The sequence below is a fragment of the Streptomyces sp. NPDC058964 genome (assembly GCF_042741275.1).
In the GTDB taxonomy this organism is placed as follows: Bacteria; Actinomycetota; Actinomycetes; order Streptomycetales; family Streptomycetaceae; genus Streptomyces.
Window position 1 is genome coordinate 1 of sequence record NZ_JBHYKH010000125.1, and the last position, 19,393, is coordinate 19,393.

Sequence of the window (19,393 nt, forward strand, 5' to 3'; positions counted from 1 at the left end):
CGGATGGGTGGTGGCGGTCGGGGGGGGGGGGGGCGGGGGGGGCCACCTTGCCGGGGTTGGCGCCCCGTTTGGGTTTCCTGTGGGGGGCCCGGGGGCCCCGGGTGTGGGGGGGGGGGGCGGCGCTCCGGCCCCTCTTAGGTGCTGCCACCTTCTCGTACTCCCTCTCGGGCCTGCCCGCGCGGTCGGCGCGGTCGGCCATGACATGGTGTCGGGAACCCGTCCGGGAAACAGACGCGCCCGGGGCGCGGGGCGCGAACGGATCGCGCCGCGCTCCCCGGGACGTGACTACTTCGCCTCGGAGTCGCCGTCGGTCTTCTTCGACTCGTCGTCGGCCTTCGCCTCGGCGGCCCCGGCCTCGTCGGCCGGCTCGTCGGCCGCGTCCTTCTTACCGAGGTCGACGGCCTTGTCGTCGGAGGCGGCGGCAGCGTCGGCGGCGGGCTCGTCGGTCTCGGTGAGGGAGGAGGCGTCGTCCGGGACGACGTCGGACTTCAGGTCGTGCTCGATGCCGTGCACGATGCGGTTGTACTCGTCGTCGGTGAGGACGGCGCCGATCGCGTTCTTCGCGAAGAGGAGGTCGACACCCGGGCCGGCGTCAAGGAGGACCGTGTCCTCGTTGACCTCCTTGACCGTCGCGTACATGCCCCCGATCGTGCGGACGCCGGAACCGGGCTGCATCTCGTTCCGCATGTTGGCGGCCTGCTGCTGCTTCTTCTTGGCCGAGCGCGTCATCAGGAACATGGCCGCGATGAGCACGATGAACGGGAGGAGGGTCAAGGTATTCACGGGACGGGATTTCCTTCGCACGACCGCGGCGGGGAGCGGCCTGGTGAATGGGGGTGTGGGCGGCGCCGTCACAAGGGCGGCATCGGCGGAGTCTAAGCGAGTCCGTGTGTATGGAACAACGCTCAGCATGGCACCTGGGTTCCTGCCCCGGCCAATGCCCTCGCCGTCACGCCCCGAACAGGTCCTGTTGTCCGTTTCCCGAGACAGTCGGGCGCGGCGGCGTGAGACCGAGGTGGGCCCACGCGGCCGGCGTGGCGACCCGTCCGCGCGGGGTGCGGGCGAGCAGCCCCTCCCGTACGAGGAAGGGTTCGGCGACCTCCTCGACGGTCTCGCGCTCCTCCCCCACCGCGACGGCGAGCGTGGACAGGCCCACGGGTCCGCCGCCGAACAGCTTGAGCAGGGCCTGCAGGACGGCGCGGTCGAGGCGGTCGAGGCCGCGGGCGTCGACCTCGTACACCTGCAGGGCGGCCGCGGCGATCTCCTTGGTGATGAGGCCGTCCGCCTTGACCTGGGCGTAGTCGCGGACCCTGCGGAGCAGGCGGTTGGCGATGCGGGGCGTGCCGCGGGAGCGGCCGGCGATCTCGGCGGCGCCGTCGGACTCGATCTCGACGTCGAGCAGGCGGGCCGAGCGGTGCACGACGCGCTCGAGTTCGGTGGGCTCGTAGAACTCCATGTGCGCGGTGAACCCGAAGCGGTCGCGCAGCGGGGGCGGCAGCAGGCCCGCGCGGGTGGTGGCGCCGACCAGGGTGAACGGGGGCAGTTCCAGCGGGATGGCGGTGGCGCCGGGGCCCTTGCCGACGATGACGTCGACGCGGAAGTCCTCCATGGCCATGTAGAGCATCTCCTCGGCGGGCCGGGACATGCGGTGGATCTCGTCGAGGAAGAGGACCTCGCCCTCCTGCAGGGAGGAGAGGATCGCGGCCAGGTCGCCGGCGTGCTGGATGGCGGGGCCGCTGGTGATGCGGATCGGGGCGCCCATCTCGGCCGCGATGATCATCGAGAGGGTGGTCTTGCCGAGGCCCGGGGCGCCGGAGAGGAGCACGTGGTCGGCGGTGGCACCGCGGGCACGTGCCGCGCGCAGCACGAGGTCGAGCTGTTCGCGGACCTTCTCCTGGCCGATGAACTCTCCGAGGTCCTTGGGGCGCAGGGCGGCCTCGACGGCCTGGTCCTCACGGTCGGCGACAGAGTCCACCAGCCGCTCGGGGGCCGCGGAGGTGTCGGTCGTGTCGTCCCAGTTCACTGAGGTCTCCTAGCTGGGGTGGCGCAGGTGGGTCAGCGTGCGCGGTTGAGGGTCTGCAGGGCGGCCCGCAGCAGCTGGCCGACCTGGGGCGTACCCTCGGCGGCCTCGGCCTGCGGTGCGACGGCGGAGACCGCTTCGTCGGCCTCGCGGGTCGCGTATCCGAGGCCGATCAGGGCCGCGTGCAGCTGGTCGCGCCAGCCGCTGGTGACCGGTGCGCCGACCGCGGGGGCGCCGACCGGCTCGCCCAGGCGGTCCTTCAGCTCGAGCAGCAGCTTCTGTGCGCCCTTCTTGCCGATGCCCGGGACGGCGACGAGCGCCTTCTCGTCGCCGGTGGAGACCGCCCGGCGCAACGCGTCCGGCGCGTGCACGGCGAGCATCGCCTGGGCCAGGCGCGGGCCTACTCCGCTGGCGGTCTGGAGCAGCTCGAAGACCTGGCGCTCGTCGTCGTCCGCGAAGCCGTACAGCGTCAGGGAGTCCTCGCGGACGACCAGGGAGGTGGCGAGCTTGGCGGGCCGGCCCGCGCGGAGCGTGGAGAGCGTGTTCGGCGTGCACTGGACGGCCATGCCGACCCCGCCCACCTCGATCACCGCCGCGTCGGGGGCGAGTGCGGCGACCGTGCCGCTGACGAAGGCGATCATGCCGTACGGCCTTTCGTTGCGTTGGCTGTGTGCAGGGCGACGGCCTGCTGGAGCCGGTTCTGGGCGGGGGCCCGCCAGATGTGGCAGATGGCGAGCGCGAGGGCGTCGGCGGCGTCGGCGGGCTTCGGCGGCGCGCTGAGCCGCAACAGGCGGGTGACCATGGCGCCGACCTGCGCCTTGTCGGCGCGGCCGCTGCCGGTGACGGCGGCCTTCACCTCGCTGGGGGTGTGCAGGGCGACGGGGATGCCGCGGCGGGAGGCGCAGAGCAGGGCGATGGCGCTGGCCTGGGCGGTGCCCATCACCGTGCGCACGTTGTGCTGGCTGAAGACACGCTCCACGGCGACGAACTCTGGTTGATGTTCGTCGAGCCACCGCTCGATGCCCTGCTCGACGGCGACCAGGCGGCGCCCGAGGTCGGTGTCCGCCGGTGTGCGGACGACACCCACGCCGAGCATGGTCAGCGGGCGTCCCGCCACCCCTTCGACCACCCCGACACCGCATCGGGTCAGTCCCGGGTCCACCCCCAGTACGCGCACCGGCCCTCCCTGTCCATCGCCTGTTCGTGCAGGCTATCGGGTGCCACTGACAACGTCCGACACGGCGACGGGCCGACGGGTGTGTCCCGCCGGCCCGTTGAGCCTGTGGAGTTCGCGACGGCGTTACGCGTCAACCTTCTCCATGATCTCGTCGCTGACGTCGAAGTTGGCGAAGACGTTCTGCACGTCGTCGCTGTCCTCGAGGGCGTCGATCAGCTTGAAGATCTTCTTGGCACCCTCCTCGTCCAGCTCGACCTGCATGGTCGGGACGAAGTTGGCGTCGGCGGAGTCGTAGTCGATCCCGGCGTCCTGGAGGGCGGTGCGGACCGCGACCAGGTCGGTGGCCTCGCTGATGACCTCGAAGGTCTCGCCGAGGTCGTTGACCTCCTCGGCACCCGCGTCCAGGACGGCGCCGAGCACGTCGTCCTCGGTCAGCCCGCCCTTGGGGACGATCACGACACCCTTGCGGCTGAACATGTACGACACCGAACCCGGGTCGGCCATGTTGCCGCCGTTGCGGGTCATGGCGACACGCACGTCGGAGGCGGCGCGGTTGCGGTTGTCGGTGAGGCACTCGATGAGCACCGCGACACCGTTCGGGCCGTAGCCCTCGTACATGATCGTCTCGTAGTCGGCGCCACCGGCCTCGAGACCGCCGCCGCGCTTGATCGCGGAGTCGATGTTCTTGTTCGGGACCGACTGCTTCTTGGCCTTCTGGACGGCGTCGTAGAGGGTCGGGTTGCCCTCGAGGTCGACACCGCCCATACGCGCCGCGACCTCGATGTTCTTGATCAGCTTCGCGAAGAGCTTGCCGCGCTTGGCGTCGATCACGGCCTTCTTGTGCTTCGTCGTGGCCCATTTAGAGTGGCCGGACATCTGCCTGTCTCCTTCGCGTAACCCATCTCTGCAACGAACTCCAGAGATCCTACAAGGACTCCGGCGTCCGGTCGGCGCGCACCATGTCGGCGAACAGGGCGTGCACGCGGTGGTCGCCGGTCAGTTCCGGGTGGAACGACGTGGCCAGCGCGTTGCCCTGGCGGACGGCGACGATGTGGCCGTCGTGCTCGGCGAGCACCTCGGCCGGGGCGCCGACGGATTCGACCCAGGGGGCGCGGATGAAGACGCCCTCTACAGGATCGCCCTCGATGCCGTGAACGTCGACCGCCGCCTCGAACGACTCGTTCTGCCGTCCGAAGGCGTTGCGGCGCACGATCATGTCGATGCCGCCGACGGTCTCCTGGCCCGAGCGCGGGTCGAGGATCTTGTCGGCGAGCATGATCATGCCCGCGCAGGTGCCGTAGACCGGCATGCCCGCCCGCACGCGCGCGCGGAGGGGTTCCATCACGCCGAAGAGGATGGCCAGCTTGGAGATGGTCGTGGATTCGCCGCCGGGCAGGACGAGGCCGTCGACCTCGGCGAGTTCCTCGGGGCGCCGCACCGGCCTGGCCACGGCGTCGGCCGCGGCCAGGGCGATGAGGTGTTCCCGGACGTCGCCCTGGAGGGCCAGGACGCCGATGACAGGGGTGCTCATGGGGTCTTTGCCAGGGCCTTTCACCAACCGCGGTTGGCGTACCGCTCGGCCTCGGGCAGGGTGTCGCAGTTGATGCCGACCATGGCCTCGCCGAGGTTGCGGGACGCGTCCGCGATGATCTTCGGGTCGTCGTAGAAGGTGGTGGCCTTCACGATGGCGGCGGCGCGCTTGGCCGGGTCGCCGGACTTGAAGATGCCGGAGCCGACGAAGACGCCCTCGGCGCCGAGCTGGCGCATGAGCGCGGCGTCGGCCGGGGTGGCCACGCCACCGGCGGAGAACAGCACGACCGGGAGCTTGCCGAGCTCGGCGACCTCCTTGACGAGCTCGTACGGGGCGCGCAGTTCCTTGGCGGCGGCGTACAGCTCGTGGTTGTCGAAGCCGCGCAGACGGGCGATCTCGTTCTTGATCTGGCGCAGGTGGCGGACGGCCTCGACGACGTTGCCGGTGCCGGCCTCGCCCTTGGAGCGGATCATCGCCGCGCCCTCGGCGATGCGGCGCAGGGCCTCGCCCAGGTTGGTGGCACCGCAGACGAAGGGGGTCGTGAACGCCCACTTGTCGGAGTGGTTGACCTCGTCGGCCGGGGTGAGGACCTCGGACTCGTCGATGTAGTCCACACCGAGGGACTGCAGGACCTGGGCCTCGACGAAGTGGCCGATCCGGGACTTGGCCATGACCGGGATCGAGACGGCGTCGATGATGCCCTCGATCATGTCCGGGTCGGACATGCGCGCCACGCCGCCGTCCTTGCGGATGTCGGCCGGGACCCGCTCCAGGGCCATGACGGCGACGGCGCCCGCGTCCTCGGCGATCTTCGCCTGCTCCGGCGTGACGACGTCCATGATCACGCCGCCCTTGAGCTGCTCGGCCATGCCGCGCTTCACACGGGCGGTGCCGGTCTCGGGAGCCTGGTTCTCGGTGGTGGACACGGGTGACCTCACTGAAGTGAAAGAGGGTTTCTGCTGCAGAGCAGCAAACGTGAATGGACCAGGCCACAGCAAGGGCCAATGCGAAGGCTGTGGATCCTTTTGGCCTGCGATCCCACGCAACCGCGGCTAGGCGGCCCGGTCCACCAGTGCCACCGGCGGTTCGTCGTCCATCTCGAAGGCCATGGGGAAGGGGGCGTGGCCGGCCAGCCGGAACCAACGCACCTTGCGGTGCTCGCGGAGCCGGCGGGCCGCACCCACCGCGTCGTTGTGGAAGCGACGGGCCATCGGGACGCGTCGCACCGCCTCGGTCAGCTCGTGGGCGGCCGCCTCTCCCCCGGGTGCCTCGCGGACCGCCTCGACCTGCTGGGTCTCCGCGAAGACGGCACGCAGCGCCTGGCTCAGTTCGCTCTCGGCGACCTCCCGCTGCTCCTGCTCGGCCTGCCTGGCGCCGTGGGCGGCCTCGTAGAGCACGATCGAGGCGGCCGGGTCCAGCACGCCCGAGGTCGCCAGCTCCTGGGCCACGGACGCGCGGCGCAGCAGCTGGGCGTCGAGGGCGGCACGGGTGGCGTCGATCCGGGAGTGCAGACGGTCCAGCCGCCCGGCGGTCCAGCTCAGGTAGAGACCGATCGCTACGAGGGCGACGAGGATCCAGATGAGGGTTGCGGTCACGGGTGGCAAGGCTACCGGGGTGCTCCGCAGGGTCGGCGGGGTGCTGTGCCGGGGCCGACGCCGGTGTGGCCGTCCGTGGGCTGCCGCCCCCGGACCCCCGCTTCGGCCTGAACGGCCCCGTCCTCAAACGCCGGACGGGCTGATTTCGCCGGCCTCGGCCCCCAGGGTCCCGGCCTCAGTCGCGGGCCAGGCCCAGGCGGGCCCGCAGGCCGCCCGATCCGCCGCCTCCGGTTCTGTCGTCCGCCGCCACCGCCGCCGTGCCCGTGGTCACCGTCTCGTACACCGACAGGATGTCCGCGCCGACCGTGGACCAGTCGAAGCGGCGTACGTGGGCGCTGCCGCGCTCGCGCAGCTCGGTGCGGCGGGCCGGGTCGGCGAGGAGGCGTACGGCCGCCTCGGCGAGGGCGTCCGCGTCCTCGTTGGAGAACAGCTCACCGGCGGCGCCCTGGTCCAGGACCTGGGCGAAGGCGTCCAGGTCGGAGGCGAGGACCGGCGCGCCCGCCGACATCGCCTCGACCAGGATGATGCCGAAGCTCTCGCCGCCGGTGTTGGGCGCCACGTACAGGTCGATGCTGCGCAGGAAGCGCGCCTTGTCCTCGTCGCTGACCATGCCCAGGAACTCGACCCGGGAGCGGAGCTCGGCGGGGAGGGTCTCCACCGCCTCCTCCTCGTCGCCGCGGCCGGCCACCAGGAGCCGGGTCTGCGGGCGGGCGGCGAGGATCTTCGGCAGGGCCCGCATCAGCACCGGCAGGCCCTTGCGGGGCTCGTCGATACGGCCGATGAAGCCGATGGTGTCGCCCTGCCACTCCGGCTTCGGCTCGGCCTTGGCGAAGAAGTCGACGTCCACGCCGTTGGGGATCACCACCGCGTCCCCGCCGAGGTGCTCCACGAGGGTGCGGCGGGCGTACTCGCTCACCGCGATCCGGGCGCTGATCTTCTCGAGGGCGGCCTGGAGGATGGAGTACGCGGCGATCATCGCGCGGGAGCGGGGGTTGGAGGTGTGGAAGGTGGCCACGATGGGGCCGTGGGCCGCCCAGCAGGTCAGCAGGCCCAGCGAGGGCGACGTCGGCTCGTGGATGTGGACCACGTCGAACTTGCCGTCGTGCAGCCAGCGCCGCACCCGGGCCGCCGAGAGGAAGCCGAAGTTCAGACGGGCCACCGAGCCGTTGTACGGGACCGGGACCGCGCGGCCGGCCGAGACGACGTAGGGCGGGAGCGGGGTGTCGTCGTCGGCGGGGGCGAGGACGGAGACCTCGTGGCCCAGGCGGATGAAGTACTCGGCCAGGTCGCGGATGTGGAACTGGACGCCGCCCGGCACGTCCCAGGAGTACGGGCAGACGATGCCGATCCTCACGGCGTCCCCTTCGCGGGATCGAGATCGGCGAGCCACAGCCGCTGCAGCATGTGCCAGTCCTCCGGATGTTCGGCGATACCCGTGGCGTAGGCGTCGGCCAGCGCCTGTGTCATGGCAGACGTCTTCTCGTCCCGCGTACCTGTCTCGGGTACCTCGATCGGGGGATGGATCCGGCCCTGCATGACGGGCGAGTCGTCGTACCAGAGGGTGACGGGCAGGAGGAGCGCGCCCGTCTGCTGGGCGAGGAGGGCCGGACCCGCGGGCATCCGCGCCGCCTCGCCGAAGAACTTGACCTCCACGCCGGAGGCGGACAGGTCACGGTCGGCGACCAGGCAGACCAGGCCGCCGTCGCGCAGCCGCCGGGCGAGCGTGCCGAACGCGGAGCCGCCGACGTGCGGCAGGACCTCCATGCCCAGGCTCTCGCGGTAGGCGACGAAGCGGTCGTAGAGGGTCTCGGGCTTGAGGCGCTCGGCGACCGTGGTGAAGGGCGTCTCCAGCTCGGTGGTGACCCAGGCGCCGGCGAGGTCCCAGTTGGCCAGGTGCGGCAGGGCGAGGATCACGCCCCGGTCGGAGGCCAGGCCGCCGGTCAGGTGGTGCACGTCCTTGCACTCGAAGCCGGTCCTGACCCGCTCCGGGCTCCAGGCGGGCAGCCGGAAGGACTCCATCCAGTAGCGCAGGTACGAGCGCATGCCCGCGCGGGAGAGTTCGGCCAGGCGCTCCGGGGTCGCGTCGGGCACCACGCGCGCGTAGTTGCTCTCCAGGCGCAGGACGCCCTTGCCGCGCCGCTTCCAGGCGACGTCCGCGATGGTGCGGCCGAGGCGCGCGGCCACCGGCTCGGGGAGCTTCTTGACGGTGCTCCAGCCGAGGCCGTACAGCATGTCGGTAAGTCGCTCAGCGGTGCTCACTTGGCCGCCTCGCTCCCCTGGGACGCGTTGGCGTCGCTCTCGGCGGCGGCCGCCGCCTCCGCCTCGGCGGACTCGCGGCGGACCGTGACCACCCGCTGGATCAGGGTGACCAGGCTGCCCACGGCGACGATCCACAGGGCGATCGGCAGCAGCACCTGGATGCCGGGGACCCCGAACTTGTGCAGGCCGGCCAGACCGGCCGCGACCAGCGAGACCACCAGGCGCTCTGCTCGCTCGACGAGCCCGTTGACGGCGACCGGCAGGCCGATCGACTCGCCGCGGGCCTTCGTGTACGACACCACCTGGCCACTGGCCAGGCAGAAGATCGAGACGGCGCACAGCACGTTGTCGTCGCCGTTTCCGGCGTACCACAGGGCGAAGCCGCCGAAGATCGCGCTGTCGGCCACCCGGTCGAGGGTGGAGTCCAGGAAGGCACCCCAGCGGCTGGAGCGGCCCAGCTGGCGGGCCATGTTGCCGTCGACCAGGTCGGAGAACACGAAGAGCGTGATCACGATCGTGCCCCAGAAGAACTCGCCCCGGGGGAAGAAGACCAGCGCGCCCGCGACCACACCGGCCGTGCCGATGAGCGTCACCGTGTCGGGGCTCACGCCCCTGCGGATGAGAAACGCGGCGAACGGCGTGAGGACACGCGTGAAGAATGCACGCGCGTACTTGTTCAGCATGGCCTTCCCGACGGTCGGTGTCGCCGCGCGGCCCTCGATGACCACCGGCTGGCCCATCGTAGCCACGCGCGCGGGTGTACGACCGGCGGGCACCCGGACCCGGTCGCCGGATCCGGCGGATGGCCCGCAAGCGACGGTGGGCCACGCGATCGGCGTCCGTCGTATGGACGCACCGTGACGGGAGTGGAAAGCTCGAAGGACCGCGGGCGTCATCGGAGCCGCCACCGCACGCGGCCCCGCATGCCCGCGCCCACAGTGACCTCACCGTGCACGGGAGGCAAGGCCATGGGCGACAAGGCGAACGCACACCCCGGGGCCGCCGGCAGGGCTACGGCGGCCGACCATCCCGCGTCCGTACGGAATGTGGTGCTGGTCGGCCACTCCGGTTCGGGCAAGACCACTCTGGTGGAGGCTCTCGCGCTGACCGCGGGAGCCGTGAACCGGGCGGGCCGCGTGGAGGACGGCGGCACCGTTTCCGACTACGACGACATCGAGCACCGGCAGCAACGCTCCGTACAGCTGTCCCTGGTACCCGTCGAATGGGACGGGTACAAGATCAACCTTCTCGACACCCCCGGTTACGCCGACTTCGTCGGAGAGCTGAGGGCCGGTCTGCGAGCGGCGGACGCGGCGCTCTTCGTGGTCTCGGCGTCGGACGGCGTGGACGGCTCGACCCGCATGGTGTGGGAGGAGTGCGCGGCGGTCGGCATGCCGCGGGCCATCGTCATCACCCACCTGGAGGCCGCACGCGCGGACTTCGAGGAGATGACGCGGGTGTGCGCGGAGGCGTTCGGCGGGGACGACCCCGACGCCGTGCTCCCGCTCTACCTGCCGTTGCACGGGCCGCAGACGCCCGACGGGCACGCGCCGGTGACCGGGCTGATCGGACTGCTCTCGCAGAAGCTGTTCGACTACTCGTCCGGCGAGCGCAAGGAGGCCGAGCCGGGCGAGGAGCAGCTGCCGGGCATCGAGGAGGCGCGCGGCCGCCTCATCGAGGGGATCATCTCCGAGAGCGAGGACGAGACCCTCATGGACCGCTATCTCGGCGGCGAACAGGTCGACGTCAAGACACTGATCGAGGACCTGGAGCGGGCCGTCGCGCGCGGCGTCTTCTTCCCCGTCCTGGCCGCCGCCCCCGCAGCCGAGGGTGCCAGGCAGGGGATCGGCACGGTCGAGCTGCTGGAGCTGGTCACCGGTGGCTTCCCGACCCCGCTGGAGCGGGAGGCGCCCGGGGTCACCACGGTCGACGGCAGGTCGCGCGAGCTGCGGGCGTGCGATCCGGACGGGCCGCTGGTCGGGGAGGTCGTGAAGACCTCGTCCGACCCGTACGTCGGCCGGGTCTCCCTGGTCCGGCTGTTCTCCGGCACGCTGCGCCCCGACGAGACGGTGCACGTCTCCGGGCACGGGCTCACCGACCGCGGCCACGAGGACCACGACGTGGACGAGCGGATCGGCGCCCTGTCCATGCCGTTCGGCAAGCAGCAGCGCCCGGTGACGCACGCCGTGGCGGGCGACCTGGTGTGCGTGGCGAAGCTGGGCCGCGCCGAGACCGGGGACACGCTCTCGGCCAAGGACGACCCGCTGCTCATGGAGCCGTGGGAGATGCCCGACCCGCTGCTGCCGCTGGCCATCCACGCGCACAGCAAGGCGGACGAGGACAAGCTCTCGCAGGGACTGAGCAGACTGGTCGCCGAGGACCCGACGATGCGTCTGGAGCAGAACCAGGACACGCACCAGGTGGTGCTGTGGTGCCTGGGCGAGGCGCACGCGGACGTCGCCCTGGAACGGCTGCGCAGCCGCTATGGCGTCCAGGTCGACGTCGTACCGCATAAGGTCTCCCTCCGGGAGACGTTCGCGGGCAAGTCCGCGGGGCGGGGCCGGCATGTGAAGCAGTCCGGCGGGCACGGGCAGTACGCCATCTGCGAGATCGAGGTCGAGCCGCTGCCGGGCGGCTCGGGCATCGAGTTCGTGGACAGGGTGGTGGGCGGAGCCGTGCCCCGGCAGTTCATCCCCTCGGTCGAGAAGGGGGTGCGGGCCCAGGCGGCCAAGGGCGTCGCGGCCGGCTATCCGCTGGTCGACGTCCGGATCACACTGCTCGACGGCAAGGCGCACTCGGTGGACTCCTCCGACGCCGCCTTCCAGACGGCGGGCGCGCTGGCGCTGCGGGAGGCCGCGGCGGGCGTGAAGATCCATCTGCTGGAGCCGGTGGCCGAGGTCAGCGTGCTGGTCGGCGACGACTACGTGGGCGCGGTGATGAGTGACCTGTCGGGGCGGCGCGGCCGCGTGCTCGGCACCGAACAGGTGGGCTCCGGACGCACGGTCGTACGGGCCGAGGTACCCGAGTTCGAGATCGGCCGGTACGCGATCGACCTGCGGTCCCTCTCGCACGGCACCGCCCGCTTCAGCCGCGTGTACGCGCGGCACGAACCGATGCCGCCGCAGGTCGCCGAGAAGATCCGCGAACAGGCGAAGGACGCCTCGTAACCGGCGTTCCCCGAGCGCTCCGTACAGCTTTGCGGAACGCTTCCCTCCGTACAGGCGGGCGGCTTTGGCCGTCCGCCTACGGATGTCGGTGCCTGCGGATACGCTGATCACCTGATCACGTGGTGCGGGATCAGGCCGATGACCTGTTCAACAGGTGTGCGGGGCAAGGAAGTCGGGAAGGCCGCAGGAGCGGCACACCGGCGGCGATCGGGGGCGGGAATGTCGATTGGAACGGAGTGGGACGGGCCACAGGTGCCCGTCTCCGGTGGCGAGAGCCAGGCGGCGACCTTCGCGCTGGCCTCGGCCGCCTACCGGGACAGCCCGATGGACGAGATCAAGAAGGCCGACAGCGAGTGGCACAAGTCGACGGTCAAGGCCGGCCGGATCGCCCTGTTCCGGCCGAACCTGGGCGAGGCCTTCTCCCGGGCCGTGGTGGACCGCATGCTCGGCTCCGGCCGCAGTCCGCTGATCCAGTCCTTCGGCATGGATCCCCAGGTCGTCGTGGAGCACAGCCTGGCGGCCAACAACATCCGCAAGGCGCGCGACAACCGGCTCAGCACCGTCATGGTGCTGTGCGGTCTGCTGTTCCTGCCCGGACTGGTGCTGTGGCTGCTGGTCTTCCAGCTCCGCACGTTCGTGGCCAAGCGCGACGACAAGCGCGCCGGGGCACTGGCCACCACGCTGCTCGTCGCGGTGGGCGCGGTCGCCGCGATCTTCCTGGTCCGTATGCCGTTCACCGGGTTCTGGGCCTGGTACGCGCGCGGGTGCGTCGTCGCACCGGTGCTGGGCTGGTTCTGGGCCAGGCAGATCTGCGAGCGCACGGCGAACGATCTGCGCGGGCGCTGGGACGGCCTGCTCTCCGGCACCACCGTCGGCGCGAAGATCCCGGAGACGGTGCCGAGCAGCCCCGGCGAGACGGCGGCCGAACAGCTGCGGCAGTCCCTGGCCAGGCTCAGTGCCGAGCAGCAGTCCAACTCCGTCTTCTACGCCGGTCCCAAGGGCATACTCGGCATGGGCACGCGCTGGGGTTCCTGGCAGCTCGCCGAGGACCTGCTGCCGGCCGATCCCAGCCGGGAGATCCACCCGTTCCGCAGCTGGGACGTCATACGGTCCATCCACGACCAGCTGCGCATGCTGGAACGCGGCCCGCTGAACACCGGGGGCTTCCCCAAGCCCTCGATAAAGCACTGGATCGTCACGCCGATCGGGGAGAACGCGGCGGCGGTGTCCCGGCCGGAGGGCACGGACGTCGAGGCCTACTCGGTCAAGTCCCACGCGATACAGGACATCTGCAACAAGCAGCAGTTCGGCAGCGGCGACCGGCACTACCTGGGAGTGCAGTGGACGCTGTGGGACGGGCAGCTGGTGCTCACCATGCTGATCACGGTGACGGTGCTGCACCAGACGCTGCGGATCGAGGTGACCGGGCATGCGCTGGGGCCCGTGCACTCGCTGTTCACCACGAAGCCCGCGGCGCCGACGAAGGAGGTCACCAAGTCCTTCAAGCCGTGGGAGACCCGGAAGATCAAGCTCCCGCTGGTCGGCACGGACGAGGTGGTACGGCTCGCCGCGCGGGCGCCGCTGACCTGGTATCCGCCGCTGCTCAACTGGCTCGGCGGCTCGCTGGGGCTGCCCGAGCCCTTCGGTCTGCGGCACGCGTGGGCGGACAAGCCGTGGCGGCACCGCTTCATGGCGGACGACGCGCTGCGTGCGGCCACTCCCGTGCTGCGGGTGGTGCACTCGGCGGCGATCCGGGTGCTGGAGGAGAACGGCGTGGACACGGAGAAGTTCGGATCGCGGTCGGCGTTCCTCAGCACGGCTGTGCAGGATCCTTCGCCTCGCAAGGCGGACCTCTACGACGCGTAGGCCTCCGGCGGTTCGGCCGGATTGCGTGCGGGTGAGCGGGGACGCGCGTTCTCCGGGGGCTGCCGCCCCCAGACCCCAGCTTCGGCCTGAACGGGCCTCGTCCTCAAACGCCGGACGGGCTGAGTGACGGGCTCCACCGCCGGGGCGGGGCTGCGATACCGGCCCGGCTGCCCGGCAACCCGCAGGCGAGGGCCTACGCGGTCGGCCAGGACTCTGCCAGCATCTTTCTCGTGTCGGCCAGGAGCTGCGGCAGCACCTTGGTGTGGCCCACCACCGGCATGAAGTTCGTGTCGCCGCCCCAGCGGGGGACGATGTGCTGGTGGAGGTGGGCGGCGATGCCGGCGCCCGCGACCGTGCCCTGGTTCATGCCGATGTTGAAGCCGTGCGCCCCGGAGGCGGTGCGCAGGGCCGTCATGGCCTGCTTGGTCAGTTCGGCCAGTTCGGCGGTCTCCGGTGCGGTCAGGTCGGTGTAGTCGGCGACGTGCCGGTACGGGACCGTCATGAGGTGACCGCCGTTGTAGGGGTAGAGGTTGAGCACCGCGTAGACGTGCTCGCCACGACGGACGATCAGGCCGTCCTCGTCGGACTTGGCCGGGATCGAGCAGAAGGGGCAGCCGTCGTCGGCCCCCGGGCCGCTCGGCTTGTTCTCGCCCTGGATGTAGGCCATCCGGTGGGGCGTCCACAGGCGCTGGAACGCGTCCTGCGTCCCCACTCCGATCTGCTGCTCCGGCTCACTCGTCATGCTACGCAGCATATGGCTTCGCCCGTTCGTGGCGTGTCGCCGGGGCGGAGGGCGACGGGAAAGGGGCCCCGGGGACGTGAATCGGTCCACCAGGGCCCCTGCCGCCGGCGGGATCAGACCTGCGTGCGCTCCTCGACGACCTTCACGATCTTCGCGATGGCCTCGTCGAACGGGATGCCGTTCTCCTGCGAGCCGTCGCGGTAGCGGAAGGACACGGATCCGTTGGACATGTCCTCGTCGCCCGCGATGACCATGAAGGGCACCTTCTGCTTCTGGGCGTTGCGGATCTTCTTCTGCATGCGGTCCGAGGACGAGTCGACCTCGATGCGCAGCCCCTGCTTCCTGGCGGCCGCGGCGAACTTGTGCAGATACTCGACGTGCCCGTCACCGATCGGGATGCCGATCGCCTGGACCGGGGCCAGCCAGGCCGGGAAGGCGCCCGCGTAGTGCTCCAGGAGGACCGCGAAGAAGCGCTCGATGGAGCCGAACAGGGCCCGGTGGATCATGACGGGGCGCTGCTTGGAGCCGTCGGCCGCCGTGTACTCCAGGTCGAAGCGCTCGGGCAGGTTGAAGTCGAGCTGGATGGTCGACATCTGCCAGGTACGGCCGATCGCGTCCTTGGCCTGGACGGAGATCTTCGGGCCGTAGAACGCGGCGCCGCCCGGGTCGGGGACCAGGGGCAGTCCCTGCTTCTCGGCGACCTGGCGGAGGGTCTCCGTGGCCTCCTCCCAGACCTCGTCGGAGCCGACGAACTTCTCCGGGTCCTTGGTGGACAGCTCGAGGTAGAAGTCGGTCAGACCGTAGTCGCGGAGCAGGTTCAGGACGAAGGTGAGGGTCTGGTCGAGCTCCTCCGACATCTGCTCGCGCGTGCAGTAGATGTGCGCGTCGTCCTGGGTGAAGCCGCGGGCCCGGGTCAGGCCGTGCACGACGCCCGACTTCTCGTACCGGTACACGGTCCCGAACTCGAACAGGCGCAGCGGCAGTTCACGGTAGGAGCGGCCGCGCGCGTCGAAGATCAGGTTGTGCATCGGGCAGTTCATGGGCTTGAGGTAGTAGTCCACGCCCTCGTCGAGCTGCATGGGCGGGTACATGCCCTCGGCGTACCAGTCGAGGTGGCCCGACGTCTCGAAGAGCTTCCCCTTCGTCGCGTGCGGGGTGTAGACGAACTCGTAGCCCTCCTGCTCGTGCCGGCGGCGCGAGTAGTCCTCCATGACGCGGCGGACGATGCCGCCCTTGGGGTGGAAGACGGCGAGCCCGGAGCCGATCTGCTCCGGGACGGAGAACAGGTCGAGCTCGTTGCCGAGCTTGCGGTGGTCGCGCTTCTCCGCCTCGGCGAGGAAGTCGAGGTACGCCTTCAGCTCGTCCTTGGACGGCCAGGCGGTGCCGTAGATGCGCTGCAGCATGGGGTTCTTCTCGCTGCCGCGCCAGTAGGCGGCCGCGTTGCGCATCAGCTTGAACGCCGGGATGAGGCGGGTGGAGGGCAGGTGGGGACCGCGGCAGAGGTCCTTCCAGCACAGCTCGCCGGTCTTGGCGTCCAGGTTGTCGTAGATCGTCAGCTCGCCGGCGCCGACCTCGACGTCCGCGCCGTCGTCGGAGGAGGCGGAACCCTTGAGACCGATCAGCTCCAGCTTGTACGGCTCGTTCGCCAGCTCCTCGCGGGCGGCCTCGTCGGTGACGACGCGGCGGGAGAAACGCTGGCCGCGCTTCTGGATCTCCTGCATCTTCTTCTCGACGGCCTTGAGGTCCTCGGGCGTGAACGGCCGCTCGACGTCGAAGTCGTAGTAGAAGCCGTCCTTGACCGGCGGACCGATGCCCAGCTTGGCCTCGGGGAAGAGCTCCTGCACGGCCTGGGCCATCACGTGCGCGGTGGAGTGGCGCAGGATGTTGAGGCCGTCCTCGGAGGAGATCTCGACGCCCTCGACGGTCTCGCCGTCCCCGACCTCGTAGGTGAGGTCCTTGAGCTCGCCGCCCACGCGCGCGGCGATGATCGAGCGCTCGCCGGCGAAGAGGTCGGCGGCCGTAGTGCCCGTCGTCACCACGCGTTCTTCCCGCTCGGAATCGCGCTGGATGATCACACGGACGTCTGACACCGGTCTCTCCTGACTGCAGGTGGGGTGCGGCGCCATACCGGGAGCGCGCGCAATAGTGGATCGTACCGACCCCGACCCTCCGACCGCGAAACGGTCACCCACGGTTCCCGGCCGGTCGCACCCCTTTCGCGGTCCGTCGCGGCCCCGTCCGGTCAGTCGCAGTCGTCCCCGCTGCACGCCTCCTCGAAGAAGTCGATGTTCTCCTGGAGCGACTTCATCAGCCGGTCCCGCTCGGCGTCGTCCACCTGCACCGGTACGACTCCCGAGGCCCCGGTCAGCCGCCGGAAACCGCCCCGGCTCTCCAGCCGCCCCTGGACCCGCACCGGCAGTCCTACCAGGTGCGCGTGGCCCGCTATCCGGTAGTCCTCCTCGTCGAGCGTCACCCGTACGTGCGGCACCTCGGCACCGGCGAGCACCCGCAGCCGTATGCCGCCCTCGCCGCGCGGCCCCGACCTGCGCATCCGCACCACGGCGCCGGTGATCCGCACCGGCACGGACGGTTCGTCGCGCAGATAGCGGGCGCCCGCCTCGCGCAGCACGGGCAGGTCGCCGGGTGAGAACTCGACGGGCTCGGCACAGGCCGCGCAGTCCTCGGGGACGCCGGCCGCGGGCGCCCATTCGACGGCGATCCGCGCACCCTCGGTGCCGCGCACCAGGGCGATCAGGGCGTCGGTGAGCTCGCGGCTGACTCCCGCCCGCACGGCGCCGTCGAAGGCGTCCATGCCGCCGGTGGCCCGCTGGTAGTCGATGGCCTCGCGGGCCGCGTACAGGGCCTGGTGGAGGCGTACGGCGAGCGGGCGCCCGGTGCCCACGGGCACGATGGCGGTGAGCCGGCGGCCGCCGGCCGCCGAGCCGACCAGGACGTTCTCGAGCATCGTGGCGGCGGACCGGCGGTGCCGGGCCCCGTAGTAGCCGGCTCGCGCGCGGGTCGCGAGCGCGCCTGCGAGGAGCATCTGCCGGGCGGCCGCGCGCAGCTGTTCCTCGACGGTCCAGGGGGCGGTGCCGACCGGTCCCGTGGGTGCATCACGCCACCAGCGGATCTCGTCGCTGGGTACGGCGAGCCCGACGAGGACCTCGCGCGCCGAGGGGCTGCCGCTGCGGGACAGGGCGAGGAGGGCCTCGCCGAGCAGGTCGTCGCTGTCGGGGAAGGCACGGCTCTCGGGCACCAGCAGGCTCGTCCCGCCGCCGCCCGGGCCGGGCGGGGTCCAGCGGCCGTAGCGCCCGGCGGCGCCGCCGCGTCGCTGCCAGCCGTGCCGGCGCAGCAGGGCGCCGAGGACGGCAGGATCGACGTCGGCAGGCTCGGGGGGACGATTCCAGTGGGGCTCGACGGGGTGCGGCCTGACCTCCCGCACCTGCTCCTCGTACGGACGGTGCCTCATGGTCTGCCTCCCGTCCCGACCCGCGTCATGATCTCGCAGAGCGCCCGGTCGTCGAATATGCGCGAGGTCGGTATCCGCACGGTGGTCCGGTGCCGTCCGGTGACCGGCTGGCCGGCGAGGTTGACCCAGTAGCAGCAGTGCCGCAGGTCGAGCCGGTCGTGGCTGGCGCGCAGCCAGTCGTCCTGGGAACGCGGCACGAGCATCACGACCAGGATCTTGTGCACCGAGACCGGGGTGCGGGCGAGTTTGCGCAGATGGTCGTTGTCGAGCGTGAACGAGAAGAACCGGCCCGGCGGGTTGGGTGCGATCTGATAGGTGCACTTCAGCTGCACCTTGATGGTCACCTCGTCGTCGACTGTGTGCCCGGGTGCGCTGTGGCTGACGTGCCAGTCGATGCCGTTGTCCGGGAACGGCTGCGACAGCGAGCAGCCGGCCGCCGCGGCGACCGCGTGCAGATAGCCGACCTGCAGTGTCTCCATGCAGGCGGTGGTGGCGAGTGTGCCGCGATGGGGTGCCGTCCGTTCGGGCAGCAGCCCGCCCCGCTCGGGCTGCGCTATCACCATGACCAACAGCCTTCCAAGCCAAGTGTTTCCCCGCTGCGGGCCGCTGAACTGCAAAGACCCGCACTCCTGTTGTGTCCTTCCGGCGTACGGCGCAAACAGCCCGGGTATCACCAAACAGGCAGAAGACGGGATGTCAGCTGCCGTGGGTGAACGAGGAGTTGTATTGCGATGACGTGCTGGTACGAGGGGCCCCTGGCCGCCTTCGACACGGAGACCACGGGCGTTGACGTCGAGACCGACCGGATCGTGTCGGCCGCCGTCGTCGTCCAGGACGCCCCGGGTGCCCGGCCCCGGGTGACCCGCTGGCTGGTGAACCCGGGCGTGCCGGTGCCGGAGGCGGCGACGGCGGTGCACGGGCTGACGGAGGAACACCTGCAGCGCAACGGCCGCTGGCCGGCGCCGGTGGTGTTCGAGATAGCGGAGGAGCTGGCCGAGCACGCGGCCATGCACCGCCCGCTCGTGGTGATGAACGCGCCGTTCGATCTGACGCTCCTGGACCGCGAGTTGCGCCGCCATCGCGCCTCGTCGCTGGACCGCTGGTTCGAGTCGTCGCCGCTGCTGGTGCTCGATCCGCGGGTCCTGGACAAGCACCTGGACCGGTACCGCAAGGGCCGCCGCACCCTGACCGACCTGTGCGAGCACTACGGCGTCACGCTGGAGGGCGCGCACGACGCGGGCGCGGACGCGCTCGCCGCGCTGGACGTCGTACGGGCGGTGGGGCGTCGGTTCGCGACGCGGCTGGAGCGCCTCTCCCCCGCCGAACTGCACATGCTGCAGGCCACGTGGCACGCGGCGCAGGCGCGGGGGCTGCAGGCGTGGTTCGCGCGCAGCGGCTCGGACGAGGCGGTCAACCAGGACTGGCCACTGCGCCCGGATCTACCCGCGGCAGCATGACAAAGTCGGGGGGGGGGGGGGGGGGCGCGCCGAGGCGCGGGGGGTGTAACAAAAAAACAAACCCCCACTCGACAACAAAAACGAGCAGGGCGAGCGGGGGGGGGTGGCTC

General features: G+C 71.1%; 18 protein-coding genes. 3 read left to right on the plus strand and 15 right to left on the minus strand.

What is annotated here, in order from left to right:
• Positions 1–285: 285 nt before the first annotated feature.
• The 11 genes from yajC to pgsA form a co-directional block, all read right to left on the minus strand.
• Positions 286–783 carry a preprotein translocase subunit YajC gene (yajC, locus tag ACFW2E_RS17685; protein ID WP_384467339.1) on the minus strand — a complete coding sequence of 166 codons (498 nt, stop codon included), beginning with the start codon at positions 781–783 and terminating at the stop codon, positions 286–288.
• Between the two features lie 166 nt (positions 784–949).
• Positions 950–2,023 carry a Holliday junction branch migration DNA helicase RuvB gene (gene ruvB / locus ACFW2E_RS17690; protein WP_384467341.1) on the minus strand — a complete coding sequence of 358 codons (1,074 nt, stop codon included), beginning with the start codon at positions 2,021–2,023 and terminating at the stop codon, positions 950–952.
• Positions 2,024–2,055: 32 nt separating this feature from the next.
• On the minus strand, positions 2,056–2,661 hold the full coding sequence (ruvA, locus tag ACFW2E_RS17695) for a Holliday junction branch migration protein RuvA (protein ID WP_384467343.1): 606 nt from the start codon (positions 2,659–2,661) through the stop codon (positions 2,056–2,058).
• Positions 2,658–3,197 carry a crossover junction endodeoxyribonuclease RuvC gene (gene ruvC, locus ACFW2E_RS17700; protein ID WP_384467345.1) on the minus strand — a complete coding sequence of 180 codons (540 nt, stop codon included), beginning with the start codon at positions 3,195–3,197 and terminating at the stop codon, positions 2,658–2,660. The genes ruvA and ruvC overlap by 4 nt, the downstream gene beginning before the upstream one ends.
• A 123-nt stretch (positions 3,198–3,320) precedes the next feature.
• Complete coding sequence (locus ACFW2E_RS17705) at positions 3,321–4,073, minus strand: YebC/PmpR family DNA-binding transcriptional regulator (protein WP_384467347.1); 753 nt, start codon at positions 4,071–4,073, stop codon at positions 3,321–3,323.
• Positions 4,074–4,122: 49 nt separating this feature from the next.
• Positions 4,123–4,728 (minus strand): pyridoxal 5'-phosphate synthase glutaminase subunit PdxT, encoded by a 606-nt coding sequence (pdxT, locus tag ACFW2E_RS17710; RefSeq protein ID WP_384467349.1) that lies wholly within the window; start codon positions 4,726–4,728, stop codon positions 4,123–4,125.
• 20 nt (positions 4,729–4,748) lie between these two features.
• On the minus strand, positions 4,749–5,654 hold the full coding sequence (gene pdxS / locus ACFW2E_RS17715) for a pyridoxal 5'-phosphate synthase lyase subunit PdxS (RefSeq protein ID WP_384467351.1): 906 nt from the start codon (positions 5,652–5,654) through the stop codon (positions 4,749–4,751).
• 126 nt (positions 5,655–5,780) lie between these two features.
• Positions 5,781–6,332 (minus strand): hypothetical protein, encoded by a 552-nt coding sequence (locus tag ACFW2E_RS17720; RefSeq protein WP_384467353.1) that lies wholly within the window; start codon positions 6,330–6,332, stop codon positions 5,781–5,783.
• Positions 6,333–6,498: 166 nt separating this feature from the next.
• A complete protein-coding gene (locus tag ACFW2E_RS17725) occupies positions 6,499–7,677 on the minus strand; it encodes a glycosyltransferase family 4 protein (protein WP_384467355.1) in 1,179 nt (392 codons plus the stop codon).
• Positions 7,674–8,582: a phosphatidylinositol mannoside acyltransferase gene (locus ACFW2E_RS17730; RefSeq protein ID WP_384467357.1), complete on the minus strand. Its 909-nt coding sequence runs from the start codon at positions 8,580–8,582 to the stop codon at positions 7,674–7,676. Before ACFW2E_RS17730 ends, ACFW2E_RS17725 begins: the two co-directional genes overlap by 4 nt.
• Complete coding sequence (gene pgsA / locus ACFW2E_RS17735) at positions 8,579–9,322, minus strand: phosphatidylinositol phosphate synthase (RefSeq protein WP_384467373.1); 744 nt, start codon at positions 9,320–9,322, stop codon at positions 8,579–8,581. Before pgsA ends, ACFW2E_RS17730 begins: the two co-directional genes overlap by 4 nt.
• 228 nt (positions 9,323–9,550) lie before the next feature.
• Between pgsA and ACFW2E_RS17740 the strand changes: the two genes are divergently transcribed.
• Together ACFW2E_RS17740 and ACFW2E_RS17745 are read left to right on the plus strand one after the other, a co-directional pair.
• Positions 9,551–11,749 carry an elongation factor G-like protein EF-G2 gene (locus tag ACFW2E_RS17740; protein WP_384467359.1) on the plus strand — a complete coding sequence of 733 codons (2,199 nt, stop codon included), beginning with the start codon at positions 9,551–9,553 and terminating at the stop codon, positions 11,747–11,749.
• 219 nt (positions 11,750–11,968) lie between these two features.
• Positions 11,969–13,615, plus strand: coding sequence for a hypothetical protein (locus ACFW2E_RS17745; protein WP_384467361.1), 1,647 nt, complete (start codon positions 11,969–11,971; stop codon positions 13,613–13,615).
• 193 nt (positions 13,616–13,808) lie between these two features.
• Here ACFW2E_RS17745 and ACFW2E_RS17750 read toward each other — a convergent pair whose 3' ends face one another.
• From ACFW2E_RS17750 to ACFW2E_RS17765, 4 genes are all read right to left on the minus strand, one after another.
• Complete coding sequence (locus ACFW2E_RS17750; RefSeq protein ID WP_384467363.1) at positions 13,809–14,369, minus strand: HIT family protein; 561 nt, start codon at positions 14,367–14,369, stop codon at positions 13,809–13,811.
• 101 nt (positions 14,370–14,470) lie between these two features.
• Positions 14,471–16,447 (minus strand): threonine--tRNA ligase, encoded by a 1,977-nt coding sequence (gene thrS / locus ACFW2E_RS17755; protein WP_384467365.1) that lies wholly within the window; start codon positions 16,445–16,447, stop codon positions 14,471–14,473.
• Positions 16,448–16,599: 152 nt separating this feature from the next.
• The gene (locus ACFW2E_RS17760; RefSeq protein ID WP_384467367.1) at positions 16,600–17,826 is read right to left on the minus strand and encodes a hypothetical protein; all 1,227 of its coding nucleotides are present in this window, start codon (positions 17,824–17,826) and stop codon (positions 16,600–16,602) included.
• Positions 17,823–18,389: a DUF4365 domain-containing protein gene (locus tag ACFW2E_RS17765; RefSeq protein ID WP_384467369.1), complete on the minus strand. Its 567-nt coding sequence runs from the start codon at positions 18,387–18,389 to the stop codon at positions 17,823–17,825. The genes ACFW2E_RS17760 and ACFW2E_RS17765 overlap by 4 nt, the downstream gene beginning before the upstream one ends.
• Before the next feature lie 168 nt (positions 18,390–18,557).
• Between ACFW2E_RS17765 and ACFW2E_RS17770 the strand changes: the two genes are divergently transcribed.
• A complete protein-coding gene (locus tag ACFW2E_RS17770; RefSeq protein ID WP_384467371.1) occupies positions 18,558–19,283 on the plus strand; it encodes a 3'-5' exonuclease in 726 nt (241 codons plus the stop codon).
• Positions 19,284–19,393: the final 110 nt, after the last annotated feature.